At 73.1% G+C, this 25,332-nt stretch carries 21 protein-coding genes; 12 read left to right on the top strand and 9 right to left on the bottom strand.

Going from position 1 to position 25,332, the window contains the following annotated elements; all coding sequences use genetic code 11:
* Positions 1-182: 182 nt before the first annotated feature.
* Positions 183-1,391, bottom strand: coding sequence for an MFS transporter (locus ACFY0K_RS16115; protein WP_390640360.1), 1,209 nt, complete (start codon positions 1,389-1,391; stop codon positions 183-185).
* Between the two features lie 119 nt (positions 1,392-1,510).
* On the opposite strand from ACFY0K_RS16115, the gene ACFY0K_RS16110 reads away from it, so the two are divergent.
* Complete coding sequence (locus ACFY0K_RS16110) at positions 1,511-1,855, top strand: ArsR/SmtB family transcription factor (RefSeq protein WP_390640359.1); 345 nt, start codon at positions 1,511-1,513, stop codon at positions 1,853-1,855.
* 31 nt (positions 1,856-1,886) lie between these two features.
* Here ACFY0K_RS16110 and ACFY0K_RS16105 read toward each other — a convergent pair whose 3' ends face one another.
* Positions 1,887-3,965, bottom strand: a complete 2,079-nt coding sequence (locus ACFY0K_RS16105) for a HelD family protein (RefSeq protein WP_390640358.1) — start codon at positions 3,963-3,965, stop codon at positions 1,887-1,889.
* A 440-nt stretch (positions 3,966-4,405) separates the two neighbouring features.
* Between ACFY0K_RS16105 and ACFY0K_RS16100 the strand changes: the two genes are divergently transcribed.
* Both ACFY0K_RS16100 and ACFY0K_RS16095 read left to right on the top strand, forming a co-directional pair.
* The gene (locus ACFY0K_RS16100; RefSeq protein WP_351957006.1) at positions 4,406-4,591 is read left to right on the top strand and encodes a hypothetical protein; all 186 of its coding nucleotides are present in this window, start codon (positions 4,406-4,408) and stop codon (positions 4,589-4,591) included.
* A gap of 18 nt (positions 4,592-4,609) precedes the next feature.
* The gene (locus ACFY0K_RS16095) at positions 4,610-5,857 is read left to right on the top strand and encodes a glycosyltransferase 87 family protein (protein WP_390640357.1); all 1,248 of its coding nucleotides are present in this window, start codon (positions 4,610-4,612) and stop codon (positions 5,855-5,857) included.
* Here the strand turns inward: ACFY0K_RS16095 and ACFY0K_RS16090 are convergent.
* Positions 5,815-7,458, bottom strand: a complete 1,644-nt coding sequence (locus ACFY0K_RS16090; RefSeq protein WP_390640356.1) for a DNA repair helicase XPB — start codon at positions 7,456-7,458, stop codon at positions 5,815-5,817. The two genes, ACFY0K_RS16095 and ACFY0K_RS16090, sit on opposite strands and share 43 nt — an antisense overlap.
* Before the next feature lie 196 nt (positions 7,459-7,654).
* On the opposite strand from ACFY0K_RS16090, the gene ACFY0K_RS16085 reads away from it, so the two are divergent.
* Positions 7,655-8,197 carry a hypothetical protein gene (locus ACFY0K_RS16085; protein ID WP_390640355.1) on the top strand — a complete coding sequence of 181 codons (543 nt, stop codon included), beginning with the start codon at positions 7,655-7,657 and terminating at the stop codon, positions 8,195-8,197.
* A gap of 357 nt (positions 8,198-8,554) precedes the next feature.
* On the opposite strand, the gene ACFY0K_RS16080 is transcribed toward ACFY0K_RS16085, so the two are convergent.
* Positions 8,555-11,101, bottom strand: coding sequence for a helicase-associated domain-containing protein (locus ACFY0K_RS16080; protein ID WP_390640354.1), 2,547 nt, complete (start codon positions 11,099-11,101; stop codon positions 8,555-8,557).
* 237 nt (positions 11,102-11,338) lie between these two features.
* Between ACFY0K_RS16080 and ACFY0K_RS16075 the strand changes: the two genes are divergently transcribed.
* The 3 genes from ACFY0K_RS16075 (at position 11,339) to ACFY0K_RS16065 (ending at position 14,852) form a co-directional block, all read left to right on the top strand.
* Positions 11,339-12,967 carry a PstS family phosphate ABC transporter substrate-binding protein gene (locus ACFY0K_RS16075; protein WP_390640353.1) on the top strand — a complete coding sequence of 543 codons (1,629 nt, stop codon included), beginning with the start codon at positions 11,339-11,341 and terminating at the stop codon, positions 12,965-12,967.
* A 79-nt stretch (positions 12,968-13,046) separates the two neighbouring features.
* Complete coding sequence (locus tag ACFY0K_RS16070; protein ID WP_390640352.1) at positions 13,047-13,961, top strand: hypothetical protein; 915 nt, start codon at positions 13,047-13,049, stop codon at positions 13,959-13,961.
* Positions 13,962-14,207: 246 nt separating this feature from the next.
* Positions 14,208-14,852: an HAD family hydrolase gene (locus ACFY0K_RS16065; protein WP_390640351.1), complete on the top strand. Its 645-nt coding sequence runs from the start codon at positions 14,208-14,210 to the stop codon at positions 14,850-14,852.
* On the opposite strand, the gene ACFY0K_RS16060 is transcribed toward ACFY0K_RS16065, so the two are convergent.
* A complete protein-coding gene (locus tag ACFY0K_RS16060) occupies positions 14,825-15,079 on the bottom strand; it encodes a hypothetical protein (protein ID WP_093501502.1) in 255 nt (84 codons plus the stop codon). The two genes, ACFY0K_RS16065 and ACFY0K_RS16060, sit on opposite strands and share 28 nt — an antisense overlap.
* A gap of 188 nt (positions 15,080-15,267) precedes the next feature.
* Between ACFY0K_RS16060 and ACFY0K_RS16055 the strand changes: the two genes are divergently transcribed.
* A complete protein-coding gene (locus ACFY0K_RS16055) occupies positions 15,268-15,651 on the top strand; it encodes a cold-shock protein (protein ID WP_093501504.1) in 384 nt (127 codons plus the stop codon).
* 67 nt (positions 15,652-15,718) lie between these two features.
* Here ACFY0K_RS16055 and ACFY0K_RS16050 read toward each other — a convergent pair whose 3' ends face one another.
* The 4 genes from ACFY0K_RS16050 to ACFY0K_RS16035 all read right to left on the bottom strand — a co-directional run bounded on the left by ACFY0K_RS16050 (position 15,719) and on the right by ACFY0K_RS16035 (position 19,158).
* Positions 15,719-16,567 carry a 1,4-dihydroxy-6-naphthoate synthase gene (locus tag ACFY0K_RS16050; protein WP_352355996.1) on the bottom strand — a complete coding sequence of 283 codons (849 nt, stop codon included), beginning with the start codon at positions 16,565-16,567 and terminating at the stop codon, positions 15,719-15,721.
* Entirely contained in the window at positions 16,557-17,309 is a 753-nt protein-coding gene (locus ACFY0K_RS16045; protein ID WP_390640350.1) for a futalosine hydrolase, read from the bottom strand. The genes ACFY0K_RS16050 and ACFY0K_RS16045 overlap by 11 nt, the downstream gene beginning before the upstream one ends.
* Positions 17,279-17,752 carry a DUF2771 domain-containing protein gene (locus ACFY0K_RS16040; RefSeq protein WP_390640349.1) on the bottom strand — a complete coding sequence of 158 codons (474 nt, stop codon included), beginning with the start codon at positions 17,750-17,752 and terminating at the stop codon, positions 17,279-17,281. Before ACFY0K_RS16040 ends, ACFY0K_RS16045 begins: the two co-directional genes overlap by 31 nt.
* A gap of 62 nt (positions 17,753-17,814) precedes the next feature.
* Entirely contained in the window at positions 17,815-19,158 is a 1,344-nt protein-coding gene (locus tag ACFY0K_RS16035; RefSeq protein ID WP_390640348.1) for an MFS transporter, read from the bottom strand.
* Between the two features lie 567 nt (positions 19,159-19,725).
* On the opposite strand from ACFY0K_RS16035, the gene ACFY0K_RS16030 reads away from it, so the two are divergent.
* From ACFY0K_RS16030 to ACFY0K_RS16015, 4 genes are all read left to right on the top strand, one after another.
* On the top strand, positions 19,726-20,652 hold the full coding sequence (locus ACFY0K_RS16030) for a DUF3027 domain-containing protein (RefSeq protein ID WP_390640347.1): 927 nt from the start codon (positions 19,726-19,728) through the stop codon (positions 20,650-20,652).
* Positions 20,653-20,791: 139 nt separating this feature from the next.
* Positions 20,792-20,974 (top strand): hypothetical protein, encoded by a 183-nt coding sequence (locus tag ACFY0K_RS16025; protein WP_390640346.1) that lies wholly within the window; start codon positions 20,792-20,794, stop codon positions 20,972-20,974.
* A 39-nt stretch (positions 20,975-21,013) separates the two neighbouring features.
* Entirely contained in the window at positions 21,014-24,130 is a 3,117-nt protein-coding gene (locus ACFY0K_RS16020) for a sacsin N-terminal ATP-binding-like domain-containing protein (RefSeq protein ID WP_390640345.1), read from the top strand.
* A 404-nt stretch (positions 24,131-24,534) separates the two neighbouring features.
* Positions 24,535-25,317, top strand: a complete 783-nt coding sequence (locus ACFY0K_RS16015; RefSeq protein WP_390640344.1) for a hypothetical protein — start codon at positions 24,535-24,537, stop codon at positions 25,315-25,317.
* The last annotated feature ends 15 nt before the right edge of the window (positions 25,318-25,332 follow it).

Here is a 25,332-nt window from a genome sequence, read left to right as displayed (position 1 = left end):
CGACCTCTACCTGCTGGACAGCGCCGCGCAGCATCTGGGGCCGCTCGCGGCGGTGCAAGGCAGTGCCGACGGTGCCGGCGAGGCCGACGCGGGCCGGCGGTCACGGCGGGACGGGAGGATCCCGCGCGGAATCCGCCTAGCCCGCCGTCAGCGGTCCGCCGTCCGCCGTAAGCGGTCCGCCGTCAACGCGGGGGTCCGCCGAGGGGGCGCGCCGAGTCGGCTCGCACGCGCCCTGGGCGAGGGCCCTCAAGAGGCACCTCGCGGGCCGTGGTCGCCGCCGCCACCCACAGGGCCAGGACCGCGATCCCGGCTCCCGTCAGCAAGAACCACCGGTCCCCGAACAGGGACAGCGCGAGACTTCCCGTACCTCCCGCCGCTGCCATGCCCAGGTACGTCGCGCTGCTGCTCAGCGACACCAGGACCGGTGCGTTGGCGGGGGCGATCGACGTGATCCGGGTGACCTGGGCGACCGCCAGCGCCCACCCGATCACCGGCGTGACCACCGACGCGGCGAGTGCCGTCGGCATCGTGCGCAGCGTCCAGGGCGCGGCCGCCGCCACCGCGGCGTAGGCCGTGAGGGCCGACAGCACCACCGCGCGCGGTCCCCACGCGTCCACCAGCCGCCCGCCCAGCTGTGAACCGAGCACCGCCGCGAGGCCGCTGACCAGGAGCAGCAGGGTCAGCTTGTCCGGGGAGCCGCCCGTCGCGGGGTAAGTGGCCACCGTGTAGTAGATGTAGGTCGTCTGGAAGGCGACGAAGATCAGGAACGTGGTGGCCGCGGCACCCACGACCCGCCGGTCGGCGAGCGGGGCCAGTCGCTCCCGGAGGCCCAACGCTGCGGCCGGCTGCGGGAGTTCCCGCAACAGGGCGGCCAGTCCGGCGAAGGCGGCCGCGCCCAGCCCCGTCACGAGCCACATCGTCAGCCGCCAGTCCGTACGGCCGATCCAGGTGCCCAGCGGCACCCCGAGCGCCGTCGCGACCGTCAGCCCGCCCATCACCACGGCGATGGCCCGCCCGCGCCGCTCCGGCGGGACCAGCGAGGTCGCCACCGCACTCGCGGTGGGGGTGTAGAGGGCGGCTCCCACGGCGGCCAGCACGCGGGTGCCGAGCAGGGCGCCGTACGACGGGGCCAGCGCCGTAAGGGCGTTGGCGGCCGTGAAGACGGCCAGTGCGGTGAGCAGGGTGTGGCGGCGGGGCCAACGGGCGGTGGCCGTGGCCAGGACCGGGGCGAGGACGCCGTAGGTGAGGGCGAAGACGGTCACCATCTGCCCGGCGACCGAGATGGACACGTTCAGGTCGCGGGCGACGAGCGGCAGGATGCCGGCCGTCACCATGCCGTCGGTGCCGACGGCGAAGGTGCCGAGAGCGAGCAGGAGCAGGCGTAGGCGCACGAGTCCCCCAGGTGCGTCGATACGAGAGTGCGCATGACGGTTTGACGCTCGTCAAACAATAGAGATTGTTGGATGATTGTCAAACGGTAATGTCGGGTGGGGTGGAGGAGGTCGCGCCTGTGAGTGACGGGCACAGCGAGGGTGGCGAGTGGCTGCCGCAACCGGAAGTGGCGGAGATCGAGCTGGTCAGGGTGTTGCACGCGCTCGGCGACCCGGTGCGGCTGATGCTGCTGAAGAAGTACGCGGGCGGTGAGCAGTTCAGCTGTGCGCCCGACGCGCTGGGCGTCGGGCATCTGCACAAGTCGACCGTCTCGCACCACATGAAGATCATGCGCGAGGCCGGGATCACCTCGACCCGCGTGGTCGGCCGCAACCGGTACGTCCAGCTGCGCCGCGCCGACCTGGACGCCCGCTTCCCCGGGCTGCTGGACGCCGTGCTGAAGGCGCTGCCGGAGGTGCTCTAGCCGCCGGGGAAGGGAGCGGGAGCCGGTCGGTTCAGGTCAGCTGCGGCGGCAGCGGGGCCGCATGCGTCACGATCAGGCCCGACACCGCCCGGGTCAGGGCCACGTACAGGCGGCGCAGGCCGGTGCGTTCGTCCGGTTCGCCGTCGACCACGGCTTGGGGCTCGTCGAGGACCACGTAGTCGTACTCCAGGCCCTTGGCCAGGGACGCCGGGACCAGGGTGAGGCGGGTCTCGGCCGTGGTCTCCTCGCCGGGGGCCAGATGGCCGATGCCAGCCGCCGTCAGCGCCGCCGCGAGCTCGGGCACGCGCGCGTCCGCCGCGATCAGGCCCGTCGAACCTTCGTTGCCCAGCAACTCCTCGCAGGCGGCGACCACTTCGGCGGTGCCCTCCGTTGAGCGGACCTGGAAGAACCCGGGGTTCTCCCGGACCGAGGCGACCGGGGTGAGGCCCGGCGCGATGTGCGGGAGGAGCCGGGAGGCGTAGGTGATGACGTCGGTCGGGACGCGGAAACCCGCCGTCAGTTCCTCGATGACCCCGTCGGTCTTGCCGAGGTGGGCCAGCGCCTCGGCCCAGCTCCGCGTCGCCCACGGCGTGGTGCCCTGCGCGAGGTCGCCGAGGACGGTCGCCGACCCGGTGGTGCACCGGCGGCCGACCGCGCGGTACTGCATGGGGGAGAGGTCCTGTGCCTCGTCCAGGACGACATGGCCGAGCGAGTGCGTACGCTGCACGAGGTCCGTCGTCTCGTCGATCAGCACCGCGTCCGCGGCCGACCACTTGGCCGCCCTGACGCTGCGCACCGGCTTCGCCCACAGGATCGTCTTCTGTTCGTCCTCGTCGAGGATGCCGGCGGCGTGCTCCGCGAGGAAGTCCGCGTCCGTGAGCAGGCGCAGCACGAGCTTCGCCGGATCGACCGGCGGCCAGACCTGCTTGACGGCCGCCTTCACCGCCGCGTTGCGGGCCACCGAGTCCTGCACGCGGTCGTCGGGCGCCTCTCCCGAGCGTTCCATCTGGACCAGCACGGCATGCGCGATGCGCTGCGGCAGGGCCTCGCGCGCGGCGCCGTACCGGATGTCCCGGTCCAGCAACTCCTGGACGATGTCCGCCAGCTCGTACGCCGGGACCCGCCAGCGCCGGGAGCCGCGCACCACCACGACCGGTTCGGTGGGCGGCGTGACGTGCGCGTACACGGCCCGGCGCAGGACCTCCGCCATCCGGGCGTCGCCCTTGACGACCGCGGCGGGGGCGTCGTCGGTGCCGCGGATGCCGACGTCACGGGCCACCAGGTCGTCCACCGTCGCCTGCTGCACGGTCAGCTCGCCCAGCGCGGGCAGCACCTGCTCGATGTAGTGCAGGAAGGAGCGGTTGGGCCCGATGACCAGGGTGCCGGTGCGGGCGAGCCGCTCCCGGTGGGCGTAGAGGAGGTACGCGACCCGGTGCAGGCCGACGGCCGTCTTCCCGGTCCCCGGGCCACCCTGCACGCACACCGTTCCGCCGAGCCCGCTGCGCACGATCTCGTCCTGCTCGGGCTGGATGGTCGCCACGATGTCGCGCATCGGGCCGACGCGCGGGCGCTCGATCTCCTGCTGGAGCAGCTTGCTGGTGCGGGCCGCCTCGGCCGGGTCGGAGAGGTGCTCGTCCTCGTACGCCGTGATGTCACCGCGGGTGTACCCGAAACGGCGGCGCAGCGCGACGTCCATCGGGTCCTTCTTGGAGGCCCGGTAGAACGGCTGCGAGACCGGCGCCCGCCAGTCGATGACCATCGGGTCGCCGTCGTGGTCGTGCACGTGCCGGCGCCCGATGTAAAAGCGCTCGCCGTACGCGCCTTCCGCCTGGTCGGCGCCGGGGGCGTGCAGGTAGTCGAGGCGGCCGAAGAAGAGCGGGGTGTCGCTGAGGTCGGCGAGCGCCTTGATGCGCTCCTCCATCTGGCGGGCGAGGACCTCGGCGTTGACCCAGTTCGCGGTGACGTCGCTGATGTCCAGCGACTCGACGTCCTCGCGCATGGCGCGCAGGGCGGCGCGCGACTCGGCGAGGTGCGACCGTTCGCGGGAGAGGGGGTCGGGGTGCGGGTCGGAGAGAGCGTCCGCTAGCGGGTCGTGGGCGGGCGTGGACAAGGGGGTGCCTCCGAAGGCCTGCGAGTCGATGGCGCTCAGGTGTGGGTGGCGCACAGGTGGCGATCAGCCGACCGGTTTCCGTCCGGGCGGCGGCACTCCGGGACGGAGGCGGGCAAGAGCGGAGATTGTAGTGAGGTGGGGGTGGGGGAGGCCAATGGATTTCCCGGAGGCGGGCAGGGGTGGCCTCTGGGGTGGTGGCGGGTTGTGGGGCGGGGGTGCGGGTGTGTGGGCCGGGGGTGCGGGTGGGTGGGGGCTGGTCGCGCAGTTCCCCCCGGCCGTGTCTCGCATGGCCCGGACGGCCGCGTCCCCTAGGGGGAGCGTCACCCGGAGGGTGGGGCCGGGGTCGGGGGTGGGGTCCATCGGGGGGTGGACCGGAGGATGCCGGAAATTGGACCCGTGGACCGATGCCGTACCGGGGCCCGAAGTTCCACCATTGAGACATGAGCGCAGCAACCATCCACCCAGCCCCAAGCCGTCCCCCGGGCGCCACAGCCCTCGACGGAGTTCCCCAGCCCCACCACCGCCTGGGCGACGCCCTGCGCGCCGTCAAGGTCTTCGTCAGCGCGGCGTTCAGCGTCGCGATACTCGGTGAATACGGCGAGGAAGCGGGCATACGCCGCAAGTAACGGCATAGGGTCGCCCCCGTGCCGAACCGGACGGTGACGTCACCCCCTGCCCCGCCCGCCCGCCTCCCCCTCCTCCTGCCCCTCTCCTTACTGACGGTCTCCCTCTGCTCCTTCGCCGCCCTCTGCATCCTGCTCCGCGCCCCGATGGCCGACCTGCTGGTCTACCGGGCCGAGGGCGAAGCCGTGGTCCACGGCGGTGACCTGTACGGCTTCACGGTCACCGAGTGGCGGCTGCCGGCGACCTATCCGCCCTTCGCGGCGGTCCTGTTCGCCCCGGCGGCCTGGATCCCCGTCCCGGCCCTGAAGGGCCTGTTCCTCGCGGGCAACGCGCTCCTGCTCGCCTGGCTCATCGCCCTCTCCGCCCGCCTGTCCGGCCGCACCGCACCCCTCCCGCTGCTGTGTGCGGCGACCGCACTCGCGCTCTGGCTGGAGCCGGTCTTCCAGACACTGCTCTTCGGCCAGGTCAACCTGGCGATCACCGGCCTGGTCCTCTGGGACCTCACCCGCCCGCCCGGCGCCCGCGCCAGGGGCCTGGCCCTGGGCATCGCGGCGGGCGTCAAACTCACCCCGGCGATCTTCATCGCCTACCTGTTCCTCACCGCACGCAGAAAGGAGGCAGCCACCGCGACGGCGTCCTTCGCGGGTACGGCCCTGCTCGGCGCCCTTCTCCTGCCCGCGGCCACCGCGGACTTCTGGACGCGACGCCTGTTCGAGACCGGCCGGGTCGGCAAGGCCTGGATCGTCGACAACCAGTCGCTCCAGGGCCTGGTGGCCAGGGCGACGGACTCGGCGGCACCGGGCCTGGCCTGGATGCTTCCGGCGGCGACGGTGGCGGTGACGGGCCTGTTCCTGGCAGCCCGCGCCCGCCGCGTCCACGGCTCCGACCGCTGGGGAATCCTGCTCACCGCGTTCACGGCCCTGCTGGTCTGCCCGATCAGCTGGTCCCACCACTGGGTGTGGTGCGTCCCGCTGCTGGCGGTCCTGCGGGCCGAGGGCCGCACACTCCTCGCGGCCACGGCGGCACTGCTGTTCACGGCCCGCACGATGTGGCTGGTGCCCCACCAGGGCGACCTGGACCTTCACCTGCCGTGGTGGCAGCAGGCGTGCGCAGCGCCCTACCCCCTCCTGGGGCTGGCGCTGCTGGCGGGCGCCGCACTCGCTCTACGGCGGCGGAGCGGCAGCCTGGCGGACAGGCGGCCCGGCGGCGCCCTGCCGGGCGGCTCTCAGCTCTCCGCCAGCAGCTCGTCCGCGTCCATGATCCGGTAGGCGTACCCCTGCTCCGCCAGGAACCGCTGCCGGTGGGCGGCGAAGTCCTGGTCGATCGTGTCGCGGGCGACGACGGAGTAGAAGTGGGCCTGGTGGCCGTCGGCCTTGGGGCGCAGCACCCGTCCCAGCCGCTGGGCCTCCTCCTGCCTCGACCCGAAGGTGCCCGACACCTGGATGGCGACCGTCGCCTCCGGCAGGTCGATGGAGAAGTTGGCGACCTTCGAGACGACCAGCACGCTGATCTCGCCCTCGCGGAAGGCGTCGAAGAGCTTCTCGCGCTGGGCGTTGGAGGTCTCGCCCTTGATGACCGGGGCATTCAGGTGCTCGCCCAGTTCGTCGAGCTGGTCGATGTACTGGCCGATGACGAGGATCTGCTGCCCGGCGAAGCGCTTCACGATCGCCTCCGTGACCTTCCGCTTGGTCGCGGTGGTCGCACAGAAGCGGTACTTCTCCTCGGTCTCGGCGGTGGCGTACGCCAGCCGCTCCGAGTCCGTCAGGTTCACCCGCACCTCCACGCAGTCGGCGGGCGCGATGTAGCCCTGCGCCTCGATCTCCTTCCACGGAGCGTCGAACCGCTTGGGCCCGATGAGGGAGAACACGTCCGATTCCCGGCCGTCCTCGCGCACGAGGGTGGCCGTCAGCCCCAGCCGCCGGCGCGCCTGCAGATCGGCGGTGAACTTGAAGACAGGAGCCGGCAGCAGATGGACCTCGTCGTAGACGATCAGACCCCAGTCGCGGGAGTCGAAGAGTTCCAGGTGCGGGTAGACGCCCTTCCGCCTGGTCGTGAGGACCTGGTAGGTGGCGATCGTGACGGGCCGGATCTCCTTCCGGGTCCCGCTGTACTCGCCGATCTCGTCCTCGGTGAGGCTCGTCCGCTTCACCAGCTCGTGCTTCCACTGCCGGGCGGAGACGGTGTTCGTCACCAGGATCAGCGTGGTCGACTTCGCCTGCGCCATGGACCCGGCCCCGACCAGGGTCTTCCCGGCCCCGCAGGGGAGGACGACGACACCGCTCCCGCCGTGCCAGAAGTTCTCCACGGCCTGCTTCTGGTAGGGCCGCAGCGCCCAGCCGTCCTCGGCGAGCTCGATGGGGTGCGCCTCCCCGTCCACGTACCCGGCGAGGTCCTCGGCGGGCCAGCCCAGTTTCAGCAGGGTCTGCTTGATCTGCCCGCGCTCGGAGGGGTGCACGGCGACGGTGTCGGGGTCGATCCGGGCGCCGACCAGCGGGGCGATCCGCTTGGAGCGCAGGATCTCCTCCAGGACCGGGCGGTCGGTGGTGGTGAGCACCAGTCCGTGCGCCGGGTGCTTGCTCAGCGTCAGCCGCCCGTACCGGTCCATCGTCTCGGCGATGTCGACCAGCAGCGCGTGCGGCACCGGGTAGCGGCTGTACTCGACGAGCGCGTCCACGACCTGCTCGGCGTCGTGTCCGGCCGCCCGCGCGTTCCACAGGCCGAGCGGGGTCACGCGGTAGGTGTGGATGTGCTCCGGCGCCCGCTCCAGCTCGGCGAAGGGCGCGATCGCCCGGCGGCAGTCGTCGGCCCGCTCGTGGTCGACCTCCAGGAGCAGGGTCTTGTCGGACTGGACGATCAGCGGACCGTTCACGCGCTGCACCCTTTCGTCATGGACCAAAGTTCCAGTGTGCCTCATGGGCGAGCGATCACCTTCGCCGTTCGACAGAACATGCACCGCCAGCGACCGGCTTCAGGAGGTGCCTGATCGTCCGGTGCAACCTTGGGTCGGTTTCGGGTGTCATGTCCGAGGGAGCCGCGGATGGGCGCGGCTCGGTGGGGAGGCTGGGGTGACGTCCGTACGCATCTGGGGTACCGGCGCGGGGGCCGTGGTCGTGCTGGTGGCGGCCGGGGTGTGGGCGCGCGGGTCGAGCGCGGTCGACGCCGGCCTGTGGGCGGAGGTTCGTCCCGCGATCGAGGCGCGGCTCGTGACGCAGTCCGCCGGGACCGGGGAGGGGGAGAGCGAGCCCGCTCTCCGATCGCGGTGGTTCTGCCGGGCGGAGGCGCTGGACCTGGAGGCGAGCGGGGGCCGGGTACGGGCCGGCATCAACACGCTGTGCGAGGAGTACGGGGAGCGTGCGGGTGCGCTGGTGCTGTGCAGCGGTGCGGAGATACCGGAGGTGGTGCGGCTGGAGAGGGACCCGGCCGACGGTGGCTATCGCGTCGTCTCCGAGGAACAGGCGCCGGAGGACGACAGCGCCGAGTGGGAGGAGCACCACTTCAGCCACTACGCGGCGTCCCGCCTCGACCGGGGGATGACGTCCACCGCCCTCCGGGCCGCGGCCCGCACCCACTTCGGCCTGCCGGCCGGGGCACCGGTACGAGACTGTTAGCCGACCCACCGAACGCTGAAGCGCCCCGAAAGGGGCGCGGGGAACTGCGCGACCAGCCACGACGACGCCGCACCCGGACGACGGCCCCTCGCGGCCTGCCCAGGTGAAGCGCCCCGAACGGTGAAGCGCCCCGAAAGGGGCGCGGGGAACTGCGCGACCAGCCACGACGGCGCCGCAGTCGGACGACGGCCCCTCGCGGCCTGCCCAGGTGAAGCGCCCCGAACGCTGAAGCGCCCCGAACTGAGGCGCCCCGAACTGAGGCGCCCCGAAAGGGGCGCGGGGAACTGCGCGACCAGCCCCCACGGCGCCGCACCCGGACGACGGCCCACGCGGCCGCGGCCTGTCCACCGGGACGCTTCAGTCCTCCGCGAGTTCCGCCACCCCCGTCACCCGGTGCAAGGGATACGTGCGTACCTCGTCGGCCGTGTGGTCGTACGCCGTGACGAAGCCGCCCTCCACGCGGATGGGGGCGATGACGCGCTGGCTGGCCGTGCCCTCGGCGTTGACGTAGCCGATCCAGAGGGTGTCGCCGGTGAGGACGGCGGCCTGCATGGTGGCGAGGGTCTCGGCCGCGGTGGTGCGCGGGAGTTCGCCCCCCTTGACGGCGGCACCCGCGGACTTGCGCGGGGTGGTGGCGGCAAGGTCGCCCGCGCGGATCGCGCGGATCGCCGCCGCGAGGAGAGTGGGGTCCGGTGGCGGCGGGCCCTCCGGGACCGGCTCGGGGGCCGTGCGCGGCGGGGTGCGGTGGGCGTGGGCGCGGGTGATCAGGACGTCGCCCTCGGCGGACTCGGCGGCGGGCGCGTAGCCCATCGCGCGCAGGCCTTCCAGGAGGGCGGCCGGATCGGCCTGGGTGGCGAGGACCGTCGGGGCCAGGCGGCGCAGGCGCAGGCCCGAGGCCCGCTTGTCCGCCATGATCTCGTTGAGGACGGTGTCGTCGTCGCAGCGGACGTACGCCGAGGCCGCGCCCACCCGCAGGTGTCCGTGCCTGCGGGCCACGTCGTCGATCAGGTAGGCGAGCGGCTGCGGGACCGGTGTCCGGGAGTGCGTGGTGAGGAAGGCGTGCAGGTCGGCGGCGGTCTGGCCGGCGTCCAGGGCGCGGCGGACGGAGGCGGGCGTGAAGCGGTAGACCGTGGCGCCGCCCTTCGACTCGACGTCGGCGAGGACGCCCAGCGCGTCGGCCAGCGGACGGCGCAGCGGGCCCGGGGCGACCGCGGTCAGGTCGGCCTGGAGCAGGACGTGGTCGAGGGGCTCGGGGAGCAGCGGGGCGAGCAGCCGGCCGGCGGTGGCGGTGGCGACGGCCTGCTCGGGCGGGGAGAGGGGTTCGAGAGCGGGGGAGAGGTGGTGATGGCGTACCGGGAGCTTGTCGCCGGGCCCGGACGGCTCAGCCGCCTGTCCGCCGGGCGCCTTCTCCGCGGCCGGTGCGCCGAGGAGCGCGCGGCCGTGTGCCGACAGTGCCCCGCGCCCGGTCACGCCCAGCAGCTCGGCCTCGGAGAGTGTCCAGCGGGCCAGCCGGGTGCGCAGGTCGTCGCCGTGCTGCTGGGGGCCGCGCAGCGGGCGTTCCCAGCGCAGCCGGGCCAGCACCGAGTCGGGGGCGGGGGCGGCGCCCTCCGGGAGCGCGGCGAGGAGGGACAGCACCCGGTGCCGTACCTCGGGGGCGGCGGAGCGGTCGAGGCCGGGGCCGAGTGCGGACAGGGCGCGGTCCTTGGCGTCCCGGCCGCCGACCAGGCCGGAGGTGCGGGTGGCGGTGAGCCAGGCCTCGGCCAGCTGGGCCCAGCGTTCGGCGGGCGGCCGGTCCAGCCACTCGTCGTAGGCGGGGGTGGCGGCGTAGCGTTCGTCGGCCTCGCCGTCGGAGGCGAGCAGCCCGGCCGCGTAGGCCAGCTCGACCCAGAACGCGGCGATCGGCTCGGGCACGTCGAGGGCGACGGCGGTCCGCTTGAGGTCCCGGACGCTCAGCCCGCCCGCCCGCAGCACGGCCGGACCGCCCTCGTCCCAGTCCTTCAGCAGCTCCTCGACGGTCGCGAGCGTGGTGTACGCCTGCCCGGCGGCGGTCGCGTCCACAACCTGTGGACGGTGGACGGCGGCCGGCTCGACGGCGGGCGGCACGGGCTCCGGTTCGCGGTGGGCGCGACCCTCGCGCAGGTGCAGGGCGACCTCGCGGGGCAGGACCACGGTGCCGGGCGCGGTCGGCAGCAGCAGGCCGCGGTCGAGGAGCCAGCGCAGATGGGCGGCCGGCTCGGGGGTGATCTGCCCGTACGGCGGCCCCCAGACCAGCCGGGACAGGACCTCGCGGGACTCGGCGGGCGCGGCGGCGAGCAGCTTCGCCATCTTCTTCCGGTGCCCGAACAGCTTGGTGAGCGCGTCCACCGCGGAGACCGAGTCGTGCGTGGAGGGCAGCCCGGCGGCGGCCACGATCTCCTGGATCCGGCCCGGCGACATCCCCGAGGTGGCCTCCCGCACGGTCGGGCCGAGACCGGTCGGCGACGGGTGCTGCGGGGACGGGGCGAGCACCTCGCGGGCGGTCCGCACCAGCCGCAGCCGGTCGTCGCCGCCCCACACCAGCGCCTGGTCGCGGAGCGCGGCGACGGCCCGCGGCAGCTCGCTTGCGACGGCCGGGTCCCGGCCGTCCCCGCCGTCCCCGGCCATCAGGCCCAGCAGTTCCTGGTACGACGCCGGGTCGCCGGCCACCGCCAGCGCCTCCGCGGTCTGCAGGGCGAAGCGGTCGAGGCGTTCCAGGGCGCGCAGCACCGAGGCGCGGGTGCCGGCCCGGGTGGCCAGCTGGGTCAGGTCGGTGGGGACGGGGGTGATGAGGTCGGGGCGGGCACGCAGCAGTACGGCCAGGGAGGCGTCGTCCCTGGCCCGGAGCGCCTCCGCGAGGGAACGCGGCGGGGTGGCCGGGTTGCTCATCCGACCCACGGTAGCGGGTGCGGGGCGGGCACCGGGATCACCTGTCCCACGGCCGTTTCTGTGCAAGGGGCAGCCGCCCGGCGAACAGGACGTTGCGCAGATGTCCGGCGAATGAATTTCAGCGGGAGGATCGCGGCACCGCTGGCACCACTCGGCACCCGGTCGTCACCCTGGGCTCCCTGACCACCGCGCGATGTCAACTATGCGCTGTGACACGGCGATTCGGGGGATGCGGTCGTGCGAACGCTCGGTGTCGAACTCAACTTCAACAACGTCGTCGCGATCTTCAGTGTCGTGATCCCGGTGCTGGCGTTCTTCTGGGAGTTCGTCGTCATCCGCCGCAAGCGGCTCGGCTACCGCCTCCAGATGGACACCCTGGCCACGGACACCGCGCACGCGCCGAGCGCCGACGTGCTCGCGCGGATGCGGGACGACGGCCACGAGCTGGTGGAACCCTCGTTCGTGCTGGTGCGGATCGAGAACGCCGGCTGGCGGGAGATCGTCTCCGGCGACTACCTGACCCCGCCCGACGACAAGACCGGCATCCGGGTGCTGTTCCGGGACCGCCGGGTCGTCGGCATGGCGGTGACCGAACTCAGCCAGCCCACCCTCCGGCACTTCTTCGTCACCACCCGCGACGGCCGGACCCAGGAGACCGACGGCTTCGGAAAGGACTGGGAGGACGGCGTCGGCGTCATCCGGCTGCCCAAGGTGACGCTGAACCCCGGCGCCCACTACAAGATCCTCGCGGTCCTGGAGCGGCGGGGCGGCAGCGAGCACGCGCCCTTCCCGCCGCCGGAGTTCCAGGCCGCCGTGACCGGGGGCATGGACCACTCCTTCGCCTGGGTCCGCTGGCTGGCCCGGCTCAAGCTGGCCCACACCGAGAGCCACACCTTCGCCTCCCGTCCGGCCGTGGGCGGTCTGGTCCTGCTGGCGGCTGCGGTCCTCGTCCAGGCGAGCCTCACCCTGTTCTTCCCCACCAAGCCCGCCCCGCTGGACTGCGTCGGCGGCACGCTCTACCTGTCCGGCTCCACCGCCTTCGCGCCCGCGGTCACGGCGGCCGCGAAGGAGTACACCAAGCTGTGCTCGGCCAAGGGCGCGCGGATCCCCATCGGCGACGGCACGTTCGTGAACAGCACGGACGGCGTGACCAGGCTGGAACAGGCGGGCGCGGACGCCGGGATCAAGGGCGACGACGGGCTCGGCAACCACATCGCCTTCTCCGACGGGCCGTCGCAGGGCAAACACCCCCAACTGCTGCCCCGGCCGGTGGTCTACACCCTGTTCACCCTCGTCGTGAACGAGGACGCGCACGTCAGAACCCTCTCCCTGCAGCAGGTCCGCGACATCTACGCGGGGAAGATCACGTACTGGTCCCAGGTGGGCGGCAAGCCCGACCTCCCCGTCCACCTGATCAACCGCAACGTCGGATCCGGCACCCGCAACGCCCTCGAACAGCGGGTCCTCGGGAACAAGCCCGTGCCGTCGGCGAAGGTCGCCGACTGCACGGCCCTGGACGACGACCACTACGGCGTCTGCGAGGTCACCGGTACCGACAACCTGCTGCAGGCCGTGAGCAGGGATCCCGGCGGCCTCGGCTACAGCGAGGTCAGCAGCGTGCCGTCCGGCAACCTGGTCAAGCTGGAGATCGACGGCATGCCGCCCACCCTGGTCGGCGTCGAGCAGGGGACGTACCCGTACTGGCAGACCGAGTACGCCTACACGTACGGCGAACCGCCCGCCGGCTCCATCGCCGCCGCCTTCCTGCGCTACCTCACCGACCAGGGCGGCAAGGACATCCTGCGGGAGTACGGCAACCGCCCCTGCTCGGAGACCCGCTACCCGCTGGTGTGCCGGCCGACATGAGCCGTGGCCTGCGCTACCGTCGTCCCGACGGGGTAATCCAAGTTGTCCAGGGCAACGCACCGGCCCCGGAGGGGACTTCGTGGGTATCGAGAGCGATCAGGTCGTCTACGAGTATCTGAGCCGCGTCGGGGACATCGCGCACCAGCGCCAGTTGTCGTCGGCCGAGCGGATGCGGCTGGTCTCCGGGCTGCGCAACGACATCGACCGGCAGCGGGCGAAGGCGACCGTCGACAGTCCGGCCGCGGTACGGCGCATCCTGGACCGGCTGGGCACGCCCGACGAGGTCGTCGAGGCGGCGGGCGGTACGGGTACGACGCCGGCGAGGGCACCGCAACCGCCGCCGGGCACGGTTCCCGTCCAGCGGGACGCGGAGCCTTCGGCGCCGGCCGAGGACCTGCGGCGCGTCGTACCGCGCCCACGGCCCGCGGAGCCGGACGGCGGCGGCGCGACGGCGCCGCCGGACTGGTGGCGGGTGGACAGCAGCCCGTTCGGGGACGGCGACGGGGTGCCCGGGTTCGTCGGCGGGGTGGAGATTCCCGAACTGCTCAGCAGGCCGCGGCTGCGGAAGCCGGAACCGGCGGAGGCCGAGCCGGAGGTGGCCCCCGTGGTGGAGGAGGCCGCTCCGCCGGCCGGACGGCGCCGGTTCCGGCCCGCGGTCGGCTGGAGCAACCCCCTCCTCCTGCTCGCCGCCGCCGCGCTCGTGGTGGGCGCGGTCCTCGGCAACTGGTTCGCGCTCGTCCTCGGCTGGGCCATCGCCTACGGCTCCCGGCGGCTCACCCCCGCGGAGACGAAGCTGGCGGTGATGTGGATACCGGGGCTGTCCGTGGCGGCCGGTCTGGTCTGGCTCTGGGGGCGCAGCGCCGGCCGCTGGGGTGCACCGATCGCCCAGGGGCAGATGAGCGGTGCGGTGGGGGAGACCTGGCCGTGGGTGGTACGGGGCGCTGCGCTGGCCTCGGCCGTGTACGTGGTGTGGCGGTCGCAGAGGTCGCGGTAGGGGGTGGGGCGGCCTGTTGCCGGGTGGCTGCGGGCCGGTGGGGGCTGGTCGCGCAGTTCCTCCCCCCAGCCTTCGGCCGGGGGGACCCCCAGCGCCCCTGACGGGGCACTGTCCAGCCGTTCCTTTGCCGGTGAGCGTCCCCACCAGCCCCACCCCCCGCCCGCGCAAGCGCTTCCAGCCCACCCCAGCCCCCCACCCCCCAGTCACCCTCCACCCCCGGTCACGCCGCCCTGCACAATGACCCATATGACTTCTCGCCCGCTCACCGTCGGCTTCGATCTCGACATGACGCTCATCGACTCCCGGCCCGGCATCCACGCCACCTACGTGGCGCTCGCCGAGCGGACCGGGACGTTCATCGATGCCGACCTGGCGGTGACCAGGCTGGGGCCGCCGCTCGCGGAGGAGCTGGTGCACTGGTTCCCGGCCGAGCGGATCGCGGAGATGAGTGGTCTGTACCGGGCGATGTATCCGGAGATCGCCATCACGGCGACGCCCGCCATGCCGGGTGCGCGGGAGGCGATCGCGGCGGTGCGGGCGGCCGGCGGCAAGAGTGTGGTGGTCACCGCGAAGTACGAGCCCAACGCGAAGCTGCACCTCAGCCACCTCGGCATAGTCCCCGACGCGGTCGTAGGCGACCTGTGGGCCGAGCAGAAGGCGGTGGCGCTGCGCGAGCACGCCGCGGGCGCGTACGTCGGCGACCACGTCGGAGACGTCCGCGGGGCACGCAAGGCGGGAGCCCTGTCGGTGGCGGTGGCCACCGGGCCCTGTGACGCCGAGGAGCTGCGCGCGGCCGGTGCCGACGTGGTGCTCGCCGACCTCACCGAGCTGCCCGGCTGGCTGGCCCGCTACCGCGAGGACGGTTACCGGGAGGACGCCTCCCGCGCCTGACGGCGGCCTGCCGCGACCGACTGGAGCACTCCGGCGGCCGCGACCAGGAAGCCGACGCCCATGAGCATGCTCAGCAGGTACATGTACGTCGGAAAAGGCTTCGCACCGAGGAACAGCGGTATCACGGTGACGAGTGTGGCCACCGTACCGATGAAGAAGACCACGGCTCCGGCACGGACCAGTCGGTCACCGGGCCCGGCGGAATTCGCTTGGGTTTTGTCACGCACTCGACCAGGGTAGTTCCCTGCCCGAAGGAACAACCGGGCGACGTCTTGTCACGCGCCCGAAGACCATTAGCCTTGGTACCGGCGGGTCGTGGTCGACCCGCCCGAGTGCTATCAAGGCCCGTTCCAGAGCTGTTGCATTCAGAAGTTTTCCGAGCAGTTTCCGACGAGATACGAGGACGAGGACAGACGTGCCTACCGGCAAGGTCAAGTGGTTCAACAGCGAGAAGGGCTTCGGCTTTCTCTCCCGCGACGACGGCGGTGACGTCTTCGTCCATTCCTCGGTTCTCCCCGACGGGGTCGACGCTCTCAAGCCGGGCCAGCGCGTGGAGTTCGGTGTCGTCGCCGGTCAGCGCGGTGACCAGGCGTTGTCCGTGGTCCTGCTCGACCCCACCCCGTCGGTCGCCGCCGCCCAGCGCAAGAAGCCGGACGAGCTGGCCTCGATCGTGCAGGACCTGACGACCCTGCTCGAAAACATCACGCCGATGCTGGAGCGCGGCCGTTACCCGGACAAGGCCGCCGGCGCGAAGATCGCCGGGCTGCTGCGCGCGGTCGCGGACCAGCTGGACGTGTAGCCGGGAAGCCGGGTGACCGCGCAAGCGGCATATGCCTCTCGGAAGCGGGTAAGTCCCGTGCTTTTTTTCAGGGGAAATCGAGTGCGTGCGGGCCGAGGGGCGGGACGAGTCCCTCGGCCGCCGCACGGGTGAGCAGTCCGCGCACCGCCGCGTAACCGTCCTCGCCGAGTTCCGAGGTGAACTCGTTGACGTAGAGCCCGATGTGCTGGTCGGCGACGGCCGGGTCCATCTCCTGGGCGTGCGCCATGACATACGGCCGGGAGGCCTCGGGATCGTCCCAGGCCGCGTGGACGGACGTACGGATCGAGTCGGCGAGGCGGGTGAGCGCCTCGGCGCCCAGCGAGCGCTTCGCGATGATCGCGCCCAGCGGGATCGGCAGGCCCGTCGTGTTCTCCCAGTGCTCGCCCATGTCCGCGAGCTTGTGCAGGCCGTAGTTCTGGTAGGTGAAGCGCGCCTCGTGGATCACGAGCCCCGCGTCGACCTTCCCGTCCCGCACGGCCGGCATGATCTCGTGGAAGGGCATGACCACGATCTCGCCCACACCGCCGGGGAGCGTGTCCGCGGCCCAGAGGCGGAACAGCAGGTACGCCGTCGACTTCTCGCTCGGCACGGCGACCGTACGGCCGGTGAGGTCCGCTCCGGCCTCCCGGGTCAGCACCAGCGGTCCGCAGCCCCGCCCCAGCGCACCCCCGCAGGGCAGCAGGGCGTACTCGTCGAGGACGTACGGCAGCACGGCGTACGACACCTTCAGCGCGTCCGACTCGCCGCGCTCGGCCATGCCGTTGGTGATGTCGATGTCCGCGAAGGTCACGTCGAGCGCGGGCGCGCCCGGGATCCGGCCGTGGGCGAGGGCGTCGAAGACGAAGGTGTCGTTCGGGCAGGGCGAGTACGCGATCTGCAGGGGCTCACTGGTCATGCTGGTTCCAACTCTCCAGGGCGGGCACGAGCTTCCCGAAGGCCTCGGTCAGGGCGGCCAGGGCGTCGCCGATGCGCCAGGCGGCGCGGTCGCGGGGGCCGACGGGGTTGGAGACCGCGCGCATCTCCAGCACGGGCACACCGTGCGCGGCGGCCGCCTCGGCGACGCCGAAGCCCTCCATGGCCTCGGCGAGGGCGCCCGGGTGCCGGGTCCGCAGGACGGCCGCGCGGGCGGCGGTTCCGGTCATCGTGGAGACGGTGAGTACCGCTCCCGGGCGGGCTCCGGTGACCTCGGCTGTCACTCGTACGAGTGAATTTGGCGGGCGGTGGCTGACGGCCCCGAAGCCGAGTTCGGTGACCGGGAGGAATCCGTCGGCCGTCTCGGCGCCCAGATCGGCCGCGGTGATCTCGTCGGCGACGACCAGGGAGCCCACGGGGGCCTCCGGCTGGAAACCGCCGGCGATCCCGGCGGAGACGACCAGCGCGTAGGGGCGGCCGTCGAGCGCGGCGGCGGTGAGGGCGGTCGCGGTGCCGGCGGCGGCGAGGGCCGGACCCACGCCAGCGGCGAGCAGGTCGTACCCGGCGGCGGTGCGCAGCAGCGTCGCGGCCGGCAGCCGTACCTCCTCCGCCGTACCGTCCGGGAACGCCCTTGCCACCGCGTCCCGTTCGGCCGGGACCGCGGTGGCTACGAGGATCCGCGCGGCGGACGTGGTCAGGCGTCCTTCTTGAGCTTGAAGGACCACAGACCCAGCACCGACTTGTCGCCCTCCTTGATGGAGACCAGGGTCGAGTTGCCGGAGGCGCCGTACTGGGCGTTGAAGAACACGCTGCCCGGGATGGTGCGGTAGGTCTTGGTGCTGGAGTCGGTGAGCGCCTGACCGTTCATCAGGATCGTCCAGCCGTTGTCCGCGATCTTCGGGTCGACGCCGAAACGGACCGTGTCGTCCGGGTCCACCTTGATGGACTTGATCCCGGTGTCCTTCAGGCACTTCGTGAGGGAGGCCGTGTCCAGGGCCTTGCCGTCGTTGTAGCAGGTGGCCTCGGAGTTGACCGAGGACGTACCGACCGTGATCGTGGCGATCGGCGTCGGTTTGTCACAGGCAGACAGGGCGAGCAGTCCGGCGGAAACGGCGCCGGCGGCGGCGACGACGCGGCGGCGTCGCGAGCGGGAGTGCAGCGTGGTCATGGCCGAAGGCTATCGGGCGGTCCGGGCCGTCTCCCCATGTGGGGTACGGCGTGCCCGGTTCGTTACGCCACTCGCGGGCGGGGGCGGGTGCCGTGCCGGGCGGAGCCGATCAGGCCGCGCAGGGTGGCCAGCCAGCCGGCCGCCACGATCGCGGCGGCCACCACCAGCCCCAGGGTGCCGTTCAGCGGCATCACGATGCCCACCGCGCCGCCGAACACCCAGGCCACCTGGAGCAGCGTCTCCGAGCGGGCGAACGCGGACGTGCGCACCAGTTCCGGCACGTCCCGCTGGATCAGCGCGTCCAGGGACAGCTTGGCCAGCGCCTGTCCGAAACCGGCCGTCGCCGCCAGTACCGCCACCAGGAAGGCGCCGAAGAACAGCGCCGCGACGATCGCCGTACCCAGCACCAGCGCCACCGCCGCCACGATGATGATCTCCGGCGCCCGGGAACGCAGCCAGGACCCCACCGCCGTACCGAGCGCGTTGCCCGCGCCCGCCGCGACCCCCACTATGCCGAGCGACACGGCGGCGCTCTCGCCGGTCAGCGGGTGCTCGCGGAGCAGGAACGCCAGGAAGAAGATCAGGAAGCCGGAGAGGCAGCGCAGGGCCGCGTTGGCGCCGAGGGCGTGGGTGACGGCGGGTCCGACCGTCCGCAGCCCCGGCCGCCGCGTCTCCTTCCGGAGCGGGCCGTGCAGATGCTCCTCGTCGGCGGCGAGCAGTGCCACGTCCTCGCCCTTGGCGGAGTCCACCTTGGGTGGCAGCGAGAAGGAGAGAAAGGTTCCCGCCACGAAGATCACGAAGGCGCCGTAGAGCGGCCACGGGTCGCCGATCGCGTGCAGCCCGGCCCCGACCGGGGCGGCCACCCCGGTGGCGAGCAACCCGGCCAGGGTGACCCGCGAGTTGGCCTTCACCAGCGAGAACCGGGGCGGCAGGAGTCTGGGTACGACGGCACTGCGCACCACGCCGTACGCCTTCGACGCGACCAGCACCCCGAGCGCGGCCGGATACAGCTCCAGGCCGCCGCCGGCCACCGCGCCCGCGATGATCAGGGCGAGCAGCGCCCGGGCGAGCATCGCACCGGCCATCGCGGCGCGCCGCCCGTGCGGCAGCCGGTCGAGCAGGGGGCCGATGACCGGGGCGAGGACGGTGAAGGGCGCCATGGTGATGGCGAGGTAGAGGGCGACGCGTCCGCGGGCCTCGTCGGTGGGCACCGAGAAGAACACGGTGGAGGCGAGAGCAACGGTGATCATGACATCGCCGGCGCCGTTGACCGCATGCAGCTCGATCAGTTTCCCCAGCCCGGACTCGCCGGCGCCGTGCGCGTGGGTGGCCTTGCGGATGGAGCGGGCGGTACCGGTCACCGGAAGGTGCAGGGCACGCCCGACCGAGCGGACGGCACCGCGCATCCGGCCCGCACCGCTACCGACCCCGACAGCGCGGTGGGGTGACCTCGCGGTTGCCACGTGCTTCATAGTGCCCTGAGAGTGCTGTTCCTAGTGCACTTTGTGGCCAAGCGAGTCGGAAGGGGCGCCCTGACCCGGTCGGCGGGGGGTGGGGACGCTCACTGGCGCTGGCCGGGTGCCTCCCCCAGCCTTCGGCCGGGGGGGACCCCCAGCGCCCACCCGTGCCGCCCCAGCGGCACGACTGCCCGCGGCTATGCACCTAGGACGCGGCTGGGGAGCGCCCCGTAAGGGGCGCGGGGAACTGCGCGAGCAACCCCACCCACCCGCACCCGAAACACGACCCGCCCCACCCCCGTCGGGTCTCCCCCCTCCCCGCTCGCACGCCGGACTGTCCCCCACCACCGGCGACGGGGTAGCGTGCGTATCTCAGCCATAAAGCAGAATGGATGGCATAGGTGCGCCCGAGCGCGATCGGACGCGGACGTCGATGCGGCCCACAGGTCCGCTCCGTCCGCCCCACCGCCGGAGGCAACCGCACTCGTGAGACGGCGTAGGAGAGAAGCGATACCTGTGAGCGCAGCGACAACGCGAAGCCGCACCCCCGACCGCCTGTGCGCCGAGGCCGTCGACCTCGCCCGTGGAGCAGCCGAGGAGGCCGCCGCACCGGGGGTGGTCGGCGAGCACGCCGGAGCAGTGGCCGAGGGCGATCGCGTGGTCACGCACTTCTTCATGTGCAAGGAGCTGGGCTACCGCGGCTGGCGCTGGGCGGTGACGGTGGCCCGTGCCTCCCGCGCCAAGGTCGTCACCCTGGACGAGGTGGTCCTCCTCCCCGGCCCCGACGCCCTCCTCGCCCCCGAGTGGGTGCCGTGGAGCGAGCGGCTGCGCCCCGGCGACATGGGCCCCGGCGACCTGCTGCCGACCGAGGCCGAGGACCTCCGCCTGGAGCCCGGCTACACCGGCGAGGACGAGCCGGAGCCGAACTCCCCGATCTCCGAGGAGATGGAGGAGCTGGCGGAGGCGGAGGACGCCGAGGTCACCGCGGGCACGCCCGCGCACCTGCCGACGGTCCCCGCCCGCGGCACGATCGCCTCGGTCGCCGAGGAACTCGGCATGCGGCGCGCCCGGGTCCTGTCCCGCTACGGCCTGCACACCGCGGCCGACCGCTGGGAGGAGGCGTACGGCGCCAAGACCCCCATGGCCCAGGCCGCCCCCGCGACCTGCGTGAGCTGTGGCTTCCTCAGCCCCATCGGCGGCTCTCTCGGCCAGGCCTTCGGCGTCTGCGCCAACGAGTTCTCCCCGGCCGACGGCCGGGTCGTCTCCCTCTCCTACGGCTGCGGCGGCCACTCGGAGGCCGCGGTCATGCCGAAGACCCCCCAGCCGGCCCCGCCGGTCATCGACGAGACCAGGGTCGACCCCTTCCCCCTCCGCCCCGCCTCCGACTCCGGTTCGGTACCGACGACGGAGGACGAGACGTCGGCGGAGCTGGGCCACTCGTAACCACGAGCCGAGGTGCCCGGGCCGGGCGGCCCCCGTCCGTGTGAGTGGCTCTCCCGCGAATGTGAGTGGCTCTCCCGCGAAGGAGAACCCGCGCCCGGCCTGCCCCCGCCGACCGGCCGGGCAAGGCGGGGTCCAGGTGATGACCACCAGGGATCCGGCCAGGCTCGTCGCCCAGCTGACCCGGTACCCGTCACGGGGCGACCTGTACCAGCTGCAGCACCCGGTGGAGCCGGTGGACCCGGAGCGGCCGGACGTCCCGGTCGCCACGCTCCCGAAGCTCCCGGCCACGGTCGGCGTCCTCCGGCCGACGCTCCTTCGGTGAGGCGGTACCTTCGTGCTCACGTCGACGAGGAGAGACAACGTGAGCAAGTTCGTGCGGCCCGCAGCCGAGGGTGCCGACCCGTTCGGGACCGCTCGTCTTCGGCGAGGTGTCCTCGACGCCTGGGCCACCAGCCCCGCCCGGTTCCGGGAGGACGCCAACGCCGAGGAGGACCTGGTCCTCGGCGGGTACCGGGACCGGCTCGTCGTGGAACTCGCGCAGAACGCGGCCGACGCGGCGGCCCGGGCCGGGGTGCCCGGACGGTTCCGGCTCACCCTCCGCGACGGCGTCCTGTTCGCCGCCAACACCGGTGCTCCGCTGGACGCGGCCGGCGTCGAGTCCCTCTCCACCCTGCGCGCCTCCGCGAAGCGGGGGGACAGCGACGGCGCGGTGGGACGGTTCGGCGTCGGGTTCGCCGCCGTGCTGGCCGTGACCGACGAACCCGCGGTCGTGGGCCGGCACGGCGGGGTCCGCTGGTCGCTCGCCGAGGGGCGGGAACTGGCCGAGGAGACCGCCCGGAACAGCCCGGGGCTGGGCGACGAGATCCGCCGGCGGGACGGTCATGTCCCGCTCCTCCGGCTCCCGTTCGCTGCCGAGGGCACCGCCCCCGACCCGTACGACACGGTCGTGATCCTGCCGCTGCGGGACACCGCCGCCGCCGATCTCGCCGAGCGCCTCCTCGAAGCCGTGGACGACGCCCTGCTCCTGGCCCTCCCCGGTCTTGAGGAGGTCGTGGTCGAGAACGCCGACACCACCCGCACCCTGCGCCGCAGTACGGACGGTGCGCTCACCGTCGTGGCGGACTCGCGGGAGGGCACCACCCGCTGGCGTACCGTCTCCGCGCACGGCCCGCTCACCCCCGACCTGCTCGCCGACCGGCCGGTCGAGGAGCGGCTGCGCCCGCACTGGTCGCTGACCTGGGCCGTGCCCACGGACGGCCAGGGCGCCCCGGACCGGCCGCGCACCGCCCCCGTCGTGCACGCCCCGACCCCCAGCGACGAACCGCTCGGCGTGCCCGCCCTGCTCATCGCCTCCTTCCCCCTCGACACCACCCGCCGGCACGCCGCCCCCGGCCCGCTCACCGACTTCCTGGTGCAGCGCGCGGCCGACGCGTACGCCGAACTCCTCGCCGACTGGCGGCCGGTGGGGGAGGGGATCATCCACCTGGTGCCCGGCCCGCTCGGCAAGGGCGAGCTGGACGGCGCGCTGCGCCAGGCGATCCTGGAGCGGCTGCCGCGCACCGCCTTCCTGCCGCCCGCCGTGGCGAGCGACGACTCCGACCTCCCGGAGGCGCTGCGGCCGCGCGACGCCGAGATCGTGGAGGGGGCCGGAGCGGACACCGTCCGGGTCCTGGCCGAGGTGCTGCCCACGCTGCTCCCCGCCGGTCTCGAACGCCGTGTCGAACTGCGCACCCTCTCCGTCGCCCGGCTGCCGCTCGCCGACGCCGTCGACCGCCTGGCCGGGCTGGAGAAGGACCCGGACTGGTGGTGGCGGCTCTACGACAGCCTCGCCGGCGTCGACCCCGACCGGCTCTCGGGGCTGCCGGTGCCGCTAGCGGACGGCAGGACCACCATCGGTCCCCGGCAGGTCCTGCTCCCCACCGCGGACGCGGCCGCCATCGACCCCGAGGTGCTGGCCCGGCTCGGCCTCAAGGTCGCCCACCAGGACGCCGCCCACCCGCTCCTGGAGAAGCTGGGCGCCCTGCCCGCGAGCCCCCGCGCGGTCCTCACCACCCCGCAGGTGCGGGCCGCGGTCGCGGCCTCGCTGGACGACGAGGGGGGCGCGCTCTGGGAGGAGGACGCCCCGGACGCCGAGGAACTGGCGGACACCGTGCTCGCGCTGGTCCGGGACGCCGGTCTCGAACCCGGTGACGAGCCCTGGCTGGGCGCGCTCGCACTCCCGGACGAGGACGGCGAGTTGGCCCCGGCCAGTGAACTGGTCTTCCCCGGCAGCCCGTTCGCCCGGGTGATCAGGCAGGACGAACTGGCCTCGGTGGACGCCGAGCTGGCCGAGAAGTGGGGCGAGGGGCCGCTCGCCGCCTGTGGGGTGCTCGCGAACTTCGCGCTCGTCCGCGCCACCGACGTCGTCCTTGACCCCGACGAACTGGAGCCCCGCGAGGGAGACTTCGCGGAACCCGACGACGCGGGCCTGCTCGACGCCGTCGACGTCTGGTGCGAGGACATCCTCGACCGCTTCCCGGACACCCCCGTCCCGCCGGTCGCCACCGAGCTGATCGCAGTCCGCGACCTCGACCTCGTCGACGAGGACCACTGGCCCGAGGCCCTCGCCCTGCTCGCCCAGCCGCCGCTGCGCGACGCCCTCACCCAGCCGGTCCGCATCCTGCTGCCCGACGGCACGCACGAGGTGGTACGGCCGTACACCGCGTGGTGGCTGCGCGGGCACCCGGTCCTCGACGGCCGCCGCCCGGCCGGGCTGCTCGCGGCCGGCGGCGACCCGCTGCTGCGCGGCCTCTACGAGGAGGCCGACGCGACCGGCTTCGAGGACGAGCAGGTGCTGCGGGCGCTGGGCGTACGGACCTCGGTGGCCGCCCTCCTGGACGAGCCGGGCGGCGCCGCCGAACTCCTCGACCGGCTCGCCGACCCGGACCGCTCCGTCTCCGGCGCCCAACTCCATGCGTTGTACGGCGCGCTGGCCGAGCTGGACCCGGAGCAGGTGACGCTCCCCGACGAGCTGCGGGCGGTGACCGACGGCCGGGTGGAGGTCGTGGACGCGGCGGACGCGGTGGTCGTGGACTCACCCGACCTGCTGCCGTTCACGGCCGGTGTCCCGCTGCTGCCCGTCCGCCCGTCCCGGGCCGCCGAGCTGGCCGAGCTGTTCCAGGTGCGGCGGCTGAGCGAGTCGGTGACGGGGTCGGTCGACTCGGAGGGCACCGAGCACGACGTCCCCGAGCCGGTGCACGTCCTGCTCGGCCCGCGCACCCCGCGGACGTACGTCGAGCACGAGGAACTGGTCGTCGACGGCGTCGAGATCGACTGGCGCCTCACCGGCGACGGCGTCCTGCACGCCGCGACCCTGGAGGGCGTGGCGGCCGGTCTGGCCTGGGCGGCGGGCCAGTGGCCGCGCCGCTTCGAGGTGGCGGCCCTCCTCGAGGACCCGTCCCGGACGGAGGAACTGGCACGGGACCGCTGGTTCGACTGACGAGACCGCGGAGACCAACGGACGTGGCCCGGGCCCTGCGAGAGGCCCGGGCCACGTCCGGGCCTCGGCTCAGTCCGCTTCCGGCCGCAGCGGGTACACGCCGGTGAGTCGGTCCGCGGGCACCGCCAGCAGCGAGGTATTTCATGGGGTCACCTTCCGGGCTCCGTCCGCGGGCTTGGTACGCGGGCGAGGGCAAGGGCGCACCGACGGCGGGCGAGCCCATGTGGCCGAGGGTCTGAGTCGCGGGGCAGCAAGGCGACGTAATGCGGTCGCAAAAGAAAAAAATCTGGCCGGATTGCGTCTCACTCGTACAACCTTGCTCGCCCCTCGTGGATCTGATCACCCGAGTCAACAGACTCCCTAGATCCTTGGGCCCCGCGCCCACTGTTCCCACTGGGGAATCCATGCGCATTCGTGCCACCGTGGCAGCCGTCTCCGGCGCCCTGGCCCTCTCCGCGTTCGTCGCCCCGGCCGCGCACGCCGCCGGCAGCACCACGCTGGACATCACCTTCTCCAACATGACGGTCAACGCCGGCAAGGCGATCGTCGTGCCCGCCACGGGCACCGTGAAGGTCCCGGTCACCTACAAGGTGACCCACGCCGCGAGCCTGAGCACCAGCGACTTCTACGCCGTCCCGGTCATCTACCACGGCACCTCGATCAAGACCTCCGAGTACGGCGTCGCCCCCGACACGGACCCGACCTGCACGAACACCTCGTCCACCGTCCAGAGCTGCAAGGCCACCCTCAACGTGAGCCGCGCCGACCTGGTCAACAGCATCGCCGGCACGTGGCAGAAGGGCGGGATCGCCTTCGACAAGGACGGCAACCCGACCTTCCAGGACGCCATGGGCAAGGTCCTGGTCCAGCGCCAGTCCAAGCTGACGGTCAACGCCACCCCCGAGCCGGTCAAGAAGGGCAAGACCATCACGGTCACCGGCTCCCTGACCCGCGCCAACTGGGAATCCGGCAAGTACGCCGGCTACGGCAGCCAGTCGGTCAAGCTCCAGTTCCGCAAGAAGGGCTCCACCACCTACACCACGCTGAAGACCGTCAAGTCGTCCTCCACGGGCGCCCTGAAGACCACGACCACCGCGTCGGTCGACGGCTACTACCGCTACTCCTTCGCCGGCACCTCGACCACCCAGGCGGTCAGCGCCACGGGCGACTACGTCGACGTGCAGTAGTTGCAGCGCCCCGTA

Origin of the sequence: Streptomyces sp. NPDC001507 (genome assembly GCF_042894765.1) — a bacterium.
Lineage (GTDB): Bacteria > Actinomycetota > Actinomycetes > Streptomycetales > Streptomycetaceae > Streptomyces.
The sequence above is the reverse complement of the archived record's forward strand: the minus strand, read 5'-3'. Positions and strand labels throughout refer to the sequence as shown.

Bases quoted from the DNA above. Each gene is read 5' to 3' on its own strand.
- ACFY0K_RS16100 (WP_351957006.1), top strand. From the start codon at position 4,406: ATGAGCGCAGCAACCATCCACCCAGCCCCAAGCCGTCCCCCGGGCGCC.
- ACFY0K_RS16080 (WP_390640354.1), bottom strand. From the start codon at position 11,101: ATGAGCAACCCGGCCACCCCGCCGCGTTCCCTCGCGGAGGCGCTCCGG.
- ACFY0K_RS16065 (WP_390640351.1), top strand. From the start codon at position 14,208: ATGACTTCTCGCCCGCTCACCGTCGGCTTCGATCTCGACATGACGCTC.
- ACFY0K_RS16050 (WP_352355996.1), bottom strand. From the start codon at position 16,567: ATGACCAGTGAGCCCCTGCAGATCGCGTACTCGCCCTGCCCGAACGAC.
- ACFY0K_RS16040 (WP_390640349.1), bottom strand. From the start codon at position 17,752: ATGACCACGCTGCACTCCCGCTCGCGACGCCGCCGCGTCGTCGCCGCC.
- ACFY0K_RS16035 (WP_390640348.1), bottom strand. From the start codon at position 19,158: ATGCGCGGTGCCGTCCGCTCGGTCGGGCGTGCCCTGCACCTTCCGGTG.
- ACFY0K_RS16025 (WP_390640346.1), top strand. From the start codon at position 20,792: ATGACCACCAGGGATCCGGCCAGGCTCGTCGCCCAGCTGACCCGGTAC.
- ACFY0K_RS16015 (WP_390640344.1), top strand. From the start codon at position 24,535: ATGCGCATTCGTGCCACCGTGGCAGCCGTCTCCGGCGCCCTGGCCCTC.